Raw genomic sequence first — 11,795 nt, 5'->3', positions numbered from 1 at the left:
ATGCCCGCGCCCCGCGTCCTGATCACCTACTGCACCCAGTGCCGATGGCTGCTGCGCGCGCAGTGGTACGCCGGCGAGCTGCTGACCACCTTCGCCGACGAGCTCGGGGAGGTGGCCCTCGCGCCGACCACCGGGGGCGTGTTCCGCATCGACGTCGACGGGGAGCCGGTGTGGAACCGCAAGCGCGACGGCGGCTTCCCCGAGATCACCGAGCTGAAGCGGCGGGTGCGCGACCTGGTCGCGCCCGAGAAGTCGCTGGGCCACGCGGACCGGGCGGAGTCCTAGGGGCAACACCAAGTTGCTCCAAGTTGCTCCAAACCTTGGAGCAGGAGGTCAGTCGAGGCGAGCGGCGAGGTCGGGCGCCGGATACCAGGCGAAGTGCTTCCCCTCGCGCCGTCGTACGAACAGGTCACGATCAGCGAGATCGGCGAGATCCTTGCGTGCCGTCGGTGACGATCCGCTGAATCTCGCACACCAGCGCCGGGTTCAGGTCCTGGTCGCGCAACTCTCGCACGCGCTGCATGGCCACGAAGTTGTTGAGGATCATCCGCTCGCTGCGATCGCGGGGCGAGCGTCCGCTGGTGATCATCTGCTTGGCAACGCGTCTTGTCGTCGAAGCGCCCTCGAGCTGGCTGGAGGCGATCGCCTCCTCGATGAGAGAGCTCACGATGTACCGGTCGCGGGTGCTCGGATTGGTGACCGCCTCGGCCATGGCGATCTGCCCTTTCGCGGTCGCGCTGATGTGGTCGAGCAGTTCCAGGATCTGGTCGGCCAGCACGTAGTCGAAGGCGTGGCCGTCCCGGTCGCGAAGCTGCGTGAGGCTCCGCGCCGAAGCGTGTCGGCGGAACCTGATCAGCGACCGCTGCTGTTCGGGAGACACCTCGACACCGGTGGACGCCCGGAATCGGAAGTCATCCCAGGCGAGGTAGGGGCGATCGTGCTCGGGGAGTGCCGAGTAGGCACCGAGGAACTCACCTGCGTCGGCCCTCAGGCCGGGATCTGGCCCGTACGGCGGAGGGGGGACCGGGACGTGGGAAACTTGGAGAACAGTGACTTGTTCCAAGTCCTGCTTCGACTTGGAACAAGTTGGAGCAGCCAGGGCGAACCCAGCAGCGCGCTCGGCCTGGCCGACCTGCCCAGCTCAGCCCCGCTCGCCGCCGGGCACCCACAGCACGTCGCCCTGCGCCCGGTTGGCGTGGCGGGCCAGGATGAACAGCAGGTCGGAGAGCCGGTTGAGGTAGGCGATCGCGACCTTGTTCATGGTCTCGTGGTGCTCCTCGAAGGCGGCCCAGGCCGACCGTTCCGCGCGACGTACGACGGTGCGCGCGACGTGCAGGTGCGCGGCGGCCGGCGTACCGCCGTTGAGGATGAACGAGCGCAGCGCGGCCAGGCTCTCGTTGTACTGGTCGCACCAGCCTTCGAGGCGGTCGACGTACTCCTGCTCGATGCGCAGCGGCGGGTACTCCGGGTCGGGGACCACGGGCGTGCAGAAGTCGGCGCCCACGTCGAAGAGGTCGTTCTGAACGCGCGTGAGCAACGCGACCACGTCGTCCTCGATCCCGCCGCCGGCGAGCGCGAGCCCGATCGTCGCGTTGGCCTCGTCGACGTCGGCGTAGGCGTGCAGCCGCAGGTCGTTCTTCGTGGTGGTGCTCATGTCGCCGAGACGGGTCTCCCCGCCGTCGCCGGTGCGCGTGTAGATCCGGGTGAGGTTGACCATGCGTCGAGGGTATCGACGTCGGTGGTTGAAGAAGTCATCACCGACACGGGAGAGAAAGTTCGGTATTCCCTGCAACCGAACGGGCCTCTGGCGCGTCATTGTGGGTAAAGATCCACCTGACGTACTCCAGGAAGGCAGCGATGGACATCACGACGGACGGACCCGTGCTGGTGCTGTCCGGCGCGTTCGACGGCCGGAGCACGATGGAGGTCCGCAACGCGCTCTACGAGCTGCTGGCCCAGCACGACGGCGATGTGGTCGTGGACCTGACCGGGGTCGAGACGATCGACCTCACGGCATTGAAGGTCCTCGCCGTCGCCACCCGCCAGGCCGTCCGCGACGGTCACCGGCTCACGCTGCGCGGCTGCCGCCCCGCCGTCCGCCGGATGCTGCACATGTCCCGGTTGATCCGCGTGCTCGAGGTCGAGCGCGCCGCGGCGACGGCTTGAGGTGTCGGATTGACCACACTCGGGGCGGTTACCAATCGGTAGCCTTGGTCCTACTCTCGTCCCATGAGCGACAAGGCCCGACCGGTTCGTGACCGTCCCTGGGTGATGCGCACCTACGCGGGGCACTCGACCGCAGAGGCGTCCAACGCGCTGTACCGCACCAACCTGGCCAAGGGTCAGACCGGTCTCTCGGTCGCCTTCGACCTGCCGACGCAGACGGGCTACGACCCCGACTCGGTGATGGCCCGCGGCGAGGTCGGCAAGGTCGGCGTACCGGTCCCGCACCTGGGCGAGATGCGCAAGCTCTTCGCCGACATCCCGCTCGGCGAGATGAACACCTCGATGACCATCAACGCGACGGCCATGTGGCTGCTCGCGATGTACCAGGTCGTGGCCGAGGAGCAGTACCCGGACCTGACGCCGGAGGAGGTCGCGGCCACCCTGGCCGGCACCACCCAGAACGACATCATCAAGGAGTACCTCTCACGGGGGACCTACGTCTTCCCGCCCGAGCACTCGCTGCGCCTGATCGGCGACATGATCGCCTACACGGTCCACCAGATCCCGAAGTGGAACCCGATCAACATCTGCAGCTACCACCTGCAGGAGGCCGGTGCGACGCCGACGCAGGAGCTCGCCTACGCGCTGTGCACCGCGATCGCCGTGCTCGACCAGGTCAGGGCCTCCGGGCAGGTCGACGAGGCCGACTTCGAGAAGGTCGTCGGGCGGATCTCGTTCTTCGTCAACGCCGGTGTCCGGTTCGTCGAGGAGACCTGCAAGATGCGGGCCTTCGTCCAGCTCTGGGAAGAGATCACGGCCGAGCGGTACGGCGTGCAGGACCCCAAGATGCGGCGCTTCCGGTACGGCGTGCAGGTCAACTCGCTCGGCCTGACCGAGGCCCAGCCGGAGAACAACGTCCAGCGGATCGTGCTGGAGATGCTCGGTGTCACGCTCTCGAAGAACGCCCGGGCGCGTGCCCTGCAGCTGCCCGCCTGGAACGAGGCGCTGGGCCTGCCGCGTCCGTGGGACCAGCAGTGGTCGCTGCGGATGCAGCAGGTGCTGGCCTTCGAGTCCGACCTGCTGGAGTACGACGACATTTTCGACGGCTCGCACGTCATCGCGGCCAAGGTCGCCGAGCTGGTCGAGGGTGCGAAGGCGGAGATCGACCGGGTCCAGGCGATGGGCGGCGCCATCGCGGCCGTCGAGTCGGGCTACATGAAGCAGGAGCTGGTCTCCAGCCACGCCGTCCGCCGGGGCCGTATCGAGTCCGGGGACGAGATCATCGTGGGCGTCAACAGGTTCGACACCACCGAGCCGAGCCCGCTGACCGCCGACCTCGACGGCGCGATCATGGCGGCCGACCCGGAGGCCGAGCGGACCGCGATCGCCAGCGTCGAGGCCTGGAAGGCCGAGCGTGACGAGGACGAGGTCGCCGCCGCCCTGGCCACGCTGGCCGAGGCCGCCAAGACCGACGCCAACCTGATGGCCGCCACGCTGGTCGCCGCCCGGGCGGGCGCGACCACGGGGGAGTGGGCGGGCGTTCTCCGCGAGGTCTTCGGCGAGTTCCGGGCCCCCACCGGGGTCAGCGGCGCCGTCGGGGTCGCAGACGCCGGCGCCGACCTGACCGCGGTCCGCGAGCGGGTGCGGCAGACGGGTGAGGAGCTGGCCGGGAACAAGGGCGGCCGGCTGCGACTGCTGGTGGGCAAGCCCGGCCTGGACGGGCACAGCAACGGTGCCGAGCAGGTCGCCGTACGCGCTCGGGACGCGGGCTTCGAGGTCGTCTACCAGGGGATCCGGCTCACCCCCGAGCAGATCGTCTCGGCCGCGGTGGCCGAGGACGTGCACTGCGTCGGACTCTCGATCCTCTCCGGCTCGCACATGGAGCTGGTGCCCGCCGTGCTCGACGGGCTGCGGGCCGCCGGTCTCGACGACGTGCCGGTGATCGTCGGCGGGATCATCCCCGACTCCGACGCCCGCAAGCTGCGCGAGGGCGGAGTGGCGGCGGTCTACACCCCCAAGGACTTCGGGCTGACCGAGATCATGGGCGGCATCGTCGAGGTGATCCGCCGGGCCAACGGGCTGGACTGAGGGTGGTCGTCCGACTGTTCCTGGCCCGGCACGGTCTCGCCGAGTACGAGACCGAGCTGGTCACCGACGACGGCGGCTCGCTGACGGTCGAGGGGCGCGCCCAGGCACGAGAGCTCGGTCGGCGCCTCGAGGCGGAGGGCATCGCCGCGGTCTGGTGCAGCCCGCTGTCGCGGGCCGTGCAGACGGCCGAGATCGCCGCGGGGGTCCTGGGCGTGGGCGTCACGGTCCGCGAGGGCCTGCGGGAGTACGGCGTGGGCTCGCTCGCGGGCACGAGCGGCAGTGAGCGGGAGGTCATCGGCCCCGTCTTCGAGCGCTGGGTCGACGGCGACGACGAGGCCACCATCCCGGGTGGCGAGGTGGTCTCGGAGAGCATCGAGCGCGTGGTCCGGGTGCTGACCGAGGTCGCCGACCGGCACGAGGGCGAGAGCGTCCTGGTCGTCAGCCACGGTGGCGCGGTGATGGCGACCCTGCCGGTCCTGGTCGGGCGCCCGCGGACCACCGCCTGGCACCTGCTGCTCGGTGGCGGCGGGTACGTCGAGCTGGTCCGCGACGGGCGGGCCTGGTCGGTGACGCGGGAGACGCCGGACCTGGGCTGAGCCGGGTCTTCGACTCAGGCGCGACGCCGTCGGACGAGGGCGAGCAGGAAGCAGGTCGCGGCGCCGGCGAGCAGGACCAGACCGAGGGTGAGGAACGTGCCCTGGACGATGCTGCTGAGGTAGAGCTTCATCGCCCCGAGGTCGCCCTGGCCCTCGCCGTCGCCGAAGCCGGACCCGTGCGTGTAGATCGAGGGAAGGTCCGAGAGGACGACCGCCACGACTCCCATCACGCTCAGGATGATCCCGGTGGGCACGGCGTCGCGGGTTGCGGTCATGGCAGCCAGACTTCCGCCCGGGACGGGAGGTCAAACCCGTCGTACGTGTCGCCCGTCACAAAGGCAAGGCACGCCTTACCTTTGTCGGGTACGCTTCTCTCGTGGCGAAGAAGTCCAAGACGAAGCTCCCCAAGACGGAGTGCTGCGTCTCCAAGTCGAAGTGCGGCCGGTGCCCCCTCCGGATGCTGAAGGAGGGCACGCTGCCCGACGGGTATACGGTCAAGCAGCGCAAGCTCGTCCGGGTCGACGGCAAGAAGGTCACCAAGAAGAAGCTTGCGAAGGCCGCCTGACCCGTCACACCAGGAGAGCACCGATGCCCGCCGCCCGCTTCGCCGAGCAGCTCAACGTCCAGATCGGCAACGAGCTCGCTGCCCACAACCAGTACCTCGCCTGCGCGGTGTACTACGACGCCCTGACCATGCCGCGGATGGCCGCGTTCTTCTACGGTCAGGCGCTCGAGGAGCGCGACCACGCGATGATGATGGTGCAGTACCTCCTCGACACCGACGCCGATGTCGCCATCCCCGGCGTCGAGGCGCCGGTCGCGGGCTTCGCCGACCTGATCGCTCCCGTCACGCTCGCCCTGGCGCAGGAGAAGCGGGTCACCGAGCAGATCAACGGGCTGCTGCGGATCGCGCGCGAGGAGTACGACTTCGCCTCCGAGCAGTTCATGCAGTGGTTCATCAAGGAGCAGGTCGAGGAGGTCGCGACGATGACCGACCTGCTCGCGGTCGTCACCCGCAACGTCGACGACATCGAGGACATCGAGGAGTACGTCGCCCGCGAGCAGAGTGGCGCCGTCGCCGATCCCACCGCTCCTCGGGTCGCCGGAGCCTGAGCCGGGACTGCCAGCAGCCCGGGCCTGCCAGACTGCTCCCGTGAGTCGGGTGATCGTGGTCGGTGCGGGCGTCGTGGGACTGACCTGCGCGGTCCGTCTGCTCGAGGCCGGGCATCGGGTCGACGTCGTCGCCCGGGACCTGCCGCGGGAGACGACGTCCGCGGTCGCGGCCGCCCTCTGGTACCCCTACCGCGCCTTCCCGCCGGACCGGGTGACGGCCTGGGCCTCCCGCACGTTCGAGGTGCTCGCAGGCCTGGCCGACGACGACGCGACCGGCGTGCGGATGGTGCCCGGCACCGAGCTGCTCGCGGAGCCGCAGGCGCAGCCCCGGTGGGCGGCGGCCGTCCCTGGACTGGAGCGGGCGACGTCGCTGCCGCCGGGGTACGTCGACGGCTGGTCGTTCACCGCTCCGGTCGTCGAGATGCCGGTGCACCTGGACTGGTTGCGCGCCCGGGTGGACGATCTCGGGGGCACCGTGACCCGCCTCAACCTCCGGGCCCTCCCGGAGGGCGGCGACGTGGTCGTCAACTGCTCGGGTCTCGGAGCCCGGCTGCTCGGCGCCGACCTGTCGGTCACCCCGGTGCGCGGTCAGGTCGTCGTCGTCGAGCAGGTCGGGCTGGACCGCTGGTGGCTCGACCCCGCGGGGCCGACGTACGTCGTACCGCGCTCGGCGGACATCGTGGTCGGCGGTACCGACGAGGAGGGTGACTGGAGCCGGACGCCCGTGCCGGCCGCGGCGACCGCGATCCTCGAACGGGCGACCCGACTCGTGCCGGAGCTCGCCGGTGCCCGGGTGCTGCGGCACCGGGTGGGCCTGCGTCCGGTGCGTCCCGCGCTGCGGGTGGAGCGGGTCGGCCGGGTCGTGCACTGCTACGGCCACGGCGGCGCCGGCGTCACCCTCGCGTGGGGCTGCGCCGAGGACGTGGTGGGTTTCGTCTAGGCTCGGCTCGTGGCTATCGCCGGGGACGACAGCCTCTTTCGCAAGCTGATCGACGCGGCGCCGGACCCGACGGTGATCGTCGACGGCGATGCACAGATCGTGCTGGCCAACCGGCAGATGCTCAACGTCTTCGGCTGGTCCGGCGAGGAGCTGATCGGGGGCCCGATCGAGGTGCTGGTGCCCGAGCGGTTCCGCCCCGAGCACCCGAGCCTGCGGGGCGGATTCATGCGCAGGCCCAGCGTCCGGCCGATCGGGGCGGTCGAGGTGTTCGCCCTGCACCGGGACGGCCGCGAGATCCCGGTCGAGATCTCGCTCTCGCCTCTCGAGACCGATCAGGGACTACTCGTCTCCGCAGCCATCCGTGACCTGACCGAGCGCCGACGGATGCAGGCGGAGGCCGACCGGATGCGCGACGAGCTGATCGCGACGGTCTCCCACGAGCTGCGCACGCCACTGACCTCGATCGTCGGCTACACCGAGCTGCTCGCCGACCTCGGTCCCGACGAGCTCGGCCCGACCGCGCGGAGCCTGGTCGGGGTGATCGAGCGCAATGCCGCCCGGGAGATGCGGCTGGTCGACGACCTGCTCACGATGGCCTTCCTCGACGGCGGTCGGCTGCACATCGCGCGCGAGCCGATGGACCTGGTCGCCCTCGTCAACCGCGTGGTCACCGATCAGCGCACGGCCGCGGCGGAGGCCGGGCTGCGCCTTCTCGTCGAGGTCGAGGACGTACGCCCGGTCCTGGGGGACTTCTACCGGCTGGTCCAGGTCCTCGAGAACCTGCTCACCAACGCCTTCAAGTTCACCTCGTCCGGGGGCGAGGTGCGGGTCCGGGTGGTCGACGACGGGGGACTCGCGGTGCTGGAGGTGACCGACACCGGCGTCGGCCTGCGCGAGGACGAGAGGGCGCAGATCTTCGAGCGTCTCTACCGGACCCCGAGCGCCGTCGCCGCGCACACCCAGGGCGCCGGGCTGGGGCTCTCGATCGTCAGCAAGATCGTCGACGCACACGCCGGCGAGATCCAGGTGGACAGCGAGCTCGGCGTCGGGACCACCTTCCGGGTGGTGCTGCCCTACCTCGACCGGTCGTCCAGCGGCCGCACCTCGATGACCGAAGCCGGTCCCAGCGCGCCGTAGACGTGCGGGTAGGTCTCGGCCGCTCCCGGTGCCGGAGGCTCCTCGACGACCGGCACTCCGACCCGGTCGGTGTCGATGACCAGCAGCACCAGCGGCTCCCTGACGTCCGCGTAGTAGCGGGCCAGGACCCCGCGCCACTGGTCCTCGCGGCTGCAATGCAGGAATCCCTCCTGCGCCAGGGTCACGCCGTACGTCGAGGTCGTGTACTCCCCGGTCACCTGCGCGGCCGTCCAGTCGGCGGCGGTGGCGACGTGGTAGATCAGCATGCCGCTCATCCTGCGGAAGGATCTGGAAGACGGCGGACGACCTCGTTGAGGGTGGTCTCGATCCGATCGAACCGGCGGGTGTGGTCGTCCTGGGCGGACCTGACCTCCGTGATGATCTCGAAGATCGACTCGAACCGGCGCGTGTGGTCGTCCTGGGCGGACCTGACCTCCGTGATGATCTCGAAGATCGACTCGAACCGGCGCGTGTGGTCGTCCTGGGTGGACCTGACCTCGGTGATGAGCTCGTAGACCGACTCCGTGTCGTTCTCGAGTCGGGTCACGCGGCGACTCATGCCGGGATCGCTCGTCATGCCTGTCACCGTATGCCGGGTTCCCGTGAGCCGCCATCGTCGTCCGGTGCCCCTGTGGACGACGTGCGAGGCCGCTTGTCTCTCAGAACAGGCGAACCGTCGGATCGTCGAGACCCCGAAGCGCGTCGTAGTCGACCAGCGCACAGGTCATCCCGCGATCCTCTGCCAGCACCCGCGCCTGGGGCCTGATTACCTGGGCCGCGAAGATCCCGCGGACCGGTCCCTTGCCGGTCAGGAGGGGGTCGCGGTTGAGCAGTTCGAGATACCGCCCGAGTTGGAGGACGCCGTCGATGTCGCCGCGCCGCTTGATCTCGACGGCGACCGAGACCCCCTCGCCGTCGCGGCACATCAGGTCGACCGGCCCGATCGCGGTCGGGAACTCCCGGCGTACGAGCGTCAGACCGGGGGAGAGCGTCCCCGGGTGCTCGGCCAGCAGCTCCTGGAGGTGCTTCTCGACGCCGTCCTTCTGCAGGCCGGGATCGACGCCGAGGTCGTGGCTGGAGTCGCTGATGACCTCCGCCAGCAGGATCCGCAGGGTGTCGTCGGTCTTGGTGCTGGTCACCGTCCACTCGGGGGTGCCGTCGTCGGTGGTGCCCTCGCGCAGGGTGCAGGGCGGCGACATCCAGTTCAGCGGCTTGTAGGAGCCGCCGTCGGAGTGCACGAGCACCGACCCGTCCGCCTTGACCATCAGCACCCGGGTGGCCATCGGGAGGTGGGCGGTCAACCGACCGGCGTAGTCGATCTGGCACTTCGCGACGACGAGTCTCACGGGCCGTGAATCTACAGTGAGCACATGTACGCCGTGCGCCTGGCGCGTCCCTCCGACCTGCGGCACCTCGCGTCGATCGAGGACGCGGGCGGCGCGCTCTTCGAGGAGCACCTCGGCGACCTGACCGGCGACGCGCTGGTCGCACCCGCCGTCTCGGGTGGCGAGCGGGCCGACCGGCCGGGATTCCTGCTCGTGGCGGGCGACCCGGTGGTGGGGTTCGCGCACGTGCTCCTGATCGAGGGCGAGGCGCACCTCGAGCAGGTCTCGGTGCACCCGGACGCGATGCGGCAGGGCGTCGGGACGGCGCTGGTCCGGGCCGCGATGGAGGAGGCCCGGTGGGCCGGTCACGAACGGATGTCGCTGGCGACGTACCGCGACGTGCCGTGGAACGGGCCCTTCTACGTCGGCCTCGGGTTCGCCGAAGTCGCTCGACCGGCACCCTGGCAGGTGCGGCTGCGCGAGCACGAGGTGGAGCTCGGCCTGGACCGCCACGGGCCGCGGATTCTCATGGACACCGCGCTCCTCAGACAACCCTGAGCGGCGTGGCCCAGGTCACTGTTACTCGACAGTAATATGTGCCATGATCCCGGCCATGTCGACCTCTCCCGAGTCATCAGAGCGCACCATCACGACCGTCGGCGTCGTCGGCCTGGGCACGATGGGCGCCGGCATCGCCGAGGTGTTCGCCCGGCACGGGTACGCCGTGGTCGGCGTCGAGAAGGACGACGAGTCGCTGGCCCGGGGCCGGCAGTACCTCGAGCACTCGACGGCGCGTGCCGTGAAGCGCGAGAAGCTGACCGAGGCCGAGCAGGCCGAGCTGCTCGACCGGATCACCCTGACCACCGACCTGGCGGCCGTCGCCGACGCCGGTCTCGTGGTCGAGGCGGTCGTGGAGTCCATGGAGCTGAAGAAGTCGATCTTCCGCGAGCTGGACGCGATCGTGGCGCCGGAGGCGATCCTCGCGACGAACACCTCCTCGCTCTCGGTCACCGACCTCTCGACCGCCACCGCGCGGCCCGGCCGGGTGGTCGGGGTGCACTTCTTCAACCCCGCGCCGGTGCAGGACCTGGTCGAGATCGTCCGCACGGTCGTCACCGAGGAGGGCGTCCTCGCGGAGGCGAAGGCGCTGGTCGAGGGGCTCGGCAAGAACCCCGTCGTCTGCGGCGACAAGGCCGGCTTCATCGCCAACACCCTGCTCTTCGGCTACCTCAACCACGCGGTGTCGATGTTCGAGGGCAAGTACGCCTCCCGCGAGGACATCGATGCCGCGATGCGCTACGGCTGTGGCTACCCGATGGGTCCGCTGGCGCTGCTCGACCTGATCGGCCTCGACACGGCGTACGAGATCCTCGAGACGATGTACCGCCAGGGCCGCGACCGGCTGCACGCGCCCGCACCGATCCTCAAGCAGATGGTCACCGCGGGCCTGCTCGGTCGCAAGACCGGCCGCGGCTTCTACACCTACGAGGCGCCCGACAGTCCGGTCGTGGTCGCCGACGCGCTGACCCCGTCGGCCGACGAGCTGCCCGAGCTGCGGCACGACATCGCGCGGGTCGGCGTCGTCGGCACCGGCACCATGGCGACCGGCATCATCGAGGTCTTCGCCAAGAGCGGGTACGACGTCACGTACGTCGGCCGCAGCCAGGACAAGGTCGGCGGCGTGGTCGCCGCGATCACCAAGAGCTTCGACAAGCAGATCCAGCGCGGCCGGGCGACCGAGGAGGCCAAGGCCGAGGTGCTCGGCCGGCTGACCGGCTCCACCTCGCTCGACGACCTCGCGGCCGTCGACCTCGTGGTCGAGGCGATCGCCGAGGACCTGGCCATCAAGACCACGCTGTTCGAGAACCTCGACGAGATCTGTCGGCCGGGGGCGATCCTCGCGACCACCACCTCGTCGCTGCCGATCATCGCGATGGCCAAGGTGACCAGTCGCCCGCAGGACGTCATCGGCATGCACTTCTTCAACCCGGCCACCATCATGAAGCTGGTCGAGGTGGTCTCGACGGTCGCGACCGACGACGCCGTCACCGAGACCACGCGGGCCCTGTGCGCGAAGGTCGGCAAGGTAGCGGTCACCTGCGGCGACCGTGCGGGCTTCATCGTCAACGCGCTGCTGTTCCCGTACCTCAACGACGCCGTCAAGATGCTCGAGGCGCACTACGCCACCGCCGACGACATCGACACCGCGATGAAGCAGGGCTGCGCGCTGCCGATGGGCCCGTTCGAGCTGCTCGACGTGGTCGGCAACGACGTCTCGCTGGCCATCCAGCGCGAGCTCTACCTGGAGTTCCGCGAGCCGGGCTTCGCCCCCGCGCCGCTGCTGGAGCACCTGGTCACCGCGGGCTACCTCGGCCGCAAGACCAAGCGCGGGTTCCGCGACTACAGCAGCCGTTAGATGTACCTGGCCGA

The 11,795-nt window shown here is 70.0% G+C and carries 16 protein-coding genes; 10 read left to right on the top strand and 6 right to left on the bottom strand.

The annotated features are described in order from the left end of the window. Positions 1-285, top strand: coding sequence for a SelT/SelW/SelH family protein (locus MUB56_RS23000; protein ID WP_244929338.1), 285 nt, complete (start codon positions 1-3; stop codon positions 283-285). A gap of 130 nt (positions 286-415) precedes the next feature. Here the strand turns inward: MUB56_RS23000 and MUB56_RS22995 are convergent, their stop codons facing one another. Further along, a complete protein-coding gene (locus tag MUB56_RS22995) occupies positions 416-880 on the bottom strand; it encodes a hypothetical protein (protein WP_244929337.1) in 465 nt (154 codons plus the stop codon). A 261-nt stretch (positions 881-1,141) separates the two neighbouring features. After that, complete coding sequence (locus tag MUB56_RS22990) at positions 1,142-1,717, bottom strand: cob(I)yrinic acid a,c-diamide adenosyltransferase (protein ID WP_244929336.1); 576 nt, start codon at positions 1,715-1,717, stop codon at positions 1,142-1,144. Between the two features lie 140 nt (positions 1,718-1,857). Between MUB56_RS22990 and MUB56_RS22985 the strand changes: the two genes are divergently transcribed. From MUB56_RS22985 to MUB56_RS22975, 3 genes are all read left to right on the top strand, one after another. Beyond that, on the top strand, positions 1,858-2,166 hold the full coding sequence (locus tag MUB56_RS22985) for an STAS domain-containing protein (RefSeq protein WP_244929335.1): 309 nt from the start codon (positions 1,858-1,860) through the stop codon (positions 2,164-2,166). A 63-nt stretch (positions 2,167-2,229) separates the two neighbouring features. After that, positions 2,230-4,254, top strand: coding sequence for a protein meaA (locus tag MUB56_RS22980; protein ID WP_244929334.1), 2,025 nt, complete (start codon positions 2,230-2,232; stop codon positions 4,252-4,254). A gap of 2 nt (positions 4,255-4,256) precedes the next feature. Further along, positions 4,257-4,850 carry a histidine phosphatase family protein gene (locus tag MUB56_RS22975; protein ID WP_244929333.1) on the top strand — a complete coding sequence of 198 codons (594 nt, stop codon included), beginning with the start codon at positions 4,257-4,259 and terminating at the stop codon, positions 4,848-4,850. Between the two features lie 14 nt (positions 4,851-4,864). Here MUB56_RS22975 and MUB56_RS22970 read toward each other — a convergent pair whose 3' ends face one another. Next, positions 4,865-5,125 carry a hypothetical protein gene (locus MUB56_RS22970; RefSeq protein ID WP_244929332.1) on the bottom strand — a complete coding sequence of 87 codons (261 nt, stop codon included), beginning with the start codon at positions 5,123-5,125 and terminating at the stop codon, positions 4,865-4,867. Positions 5,126-5,226: 101 nt separating this feature from the next. On the opposite strand from MUB56_RS22970, the gene MUB56_RS22965 reads away from it, so the two are divergent. Genes MUB56_RS22965 through MUB56_RS22950 form a run of 4 tightly spaced genes read left to right on the top strand, consistent with a single transcriptional unit; the run spans position 5,227 to position 8,040 of the window. Next, positions 5,227-5,415, top strand: coding sequence for a hypothetical protein (locus MUB56_RS22965; RefSeq protein WP_244929331.1), 189 nt, complete (start codon positions 5,227-5,229; stop codon positions 5,413-5,415). Positions 5,416-5,438: 23 nt separating this feature from the next. Beyond that, positions 5,439-5,963, top strand: coding sequence for a ferritin (locus MUB56_RS22960; protein ID WP_244929330.1), 525 nt, complete (start codon positions 5,439-5,441; stop codon positions 5,961-5,963). A gap of 40 nt (positions 5,964-6,003) precedes the next feature. Further along, positions 6,004-6,903: an FAD-dependent oxidoreductase gene (locus tag MUB56_RS22955; RefSeq protein ID WP_244929329.1), complete on the top strand. Its 900-nt coding sequence runs from the start codon at positions 6,004-6,006 to the stop codon at positions 6,901-6,903. Between the two features lie 9 nt (positions 6,904-6,912). After that, the gene (locus tag MUB56_RS22950) at positions 6,913-8,040 is read left to right on the top strand and encodes an ATP-binding protein (RefSeq protein ID WP_244929328.1); all 1,128 of its coding nucleotides are present in this window, start codon (positions 6,913-6,915) and stop codon (positions 8,038-8,040) included. On the opposite strand, the gene MUB56_RS22945 is transcribed toward MUB56_RS22950, so the two are convergent. From MUB56_RS22945 to nucS, 3 genes are all read right to left on the bottom strand, one after another. Then, positions 7,977-8,306: a DUF952 domain-containing protein gene (locus tag MUB56_RS22945; protein ID WP_244929327.1), complete on the bottom strand. Its 330-nt coding sequence runs from the start codon at positions 8,304-8,306 to the stop codon at positions 7,977-7,979. The two genes, MUB56_RS22950 and MUB56_RS22945, sit on opposite strands and share 64 nt — an antisense overlap. A gap of 5 nt (positions 8,307-8,311) precedes the next feature. Next, a complete protein-coding gene (locus MUB56_RS22940) occupies positions 8,312-8,617 on the bottom strand; it encodes a hypothetical protein (protein WP_244929326.1) in 306 nt (101 codons plus the stop codon). 82 nt (positions 8,618-8,699) lie between these two features. Next, a complete protein-coding gene (gene nucS / locus MUB56_RS22935) occupies positions 8,700-9,386 on the bottom strand; it encodes an endonuclease NucS (RefSeq protein ID WP_244929325.1) in 687 nt (228 codons plus the stop codon). 24 nt (positions 9,387-9,410) lie between these two features. Between nucS and MUB56_RS22930 the strand changes: the two genes are divergently transcribed. Both MUB56_RS22930 and MUB56_RS22925 read left to right on the top strand, forming a co-directional pair. Further along, on the top strand, positions 9,411-9,923 hold the full coding sequence (locus MUB56_RS22930; RefSeq protein WP_244929324.1) for a GNAT family N-acetyltransferase: 513 nt from the start codon (positions 9,411-9,413) through the stop codon (positions 9,921-9,923). A gap of 55 nt (positions 9,924-9,978) precedes the next feature. Then, on the top strand, positions 9,979-11,781 hold the full coding sequence (locus MUB56_RS22925; protein WP_244929323.1) for a 3-hydroxybutyryl-CoA dehydrogenase: 1,803 nt from the start codon (positions 9,979-9,981) through the stop codon (positions 11,779-11,781). Positions 11,782-11,795: the final 14 nt, after the last annotated feature.

Source organism: Nocardioides sp. W7 (assembly GCF_022919075.1).
GTDB lineage: Bacteria > Actinomycetota > Actinomycetes > Propionibacteriales > Nocardioidaceae > Nocardioides.
The sequence above is the reverse complement of the archived record's forward strand: the minus strand, read 5'-3'. Positions and strand labels throughout refer to the sequence as shown.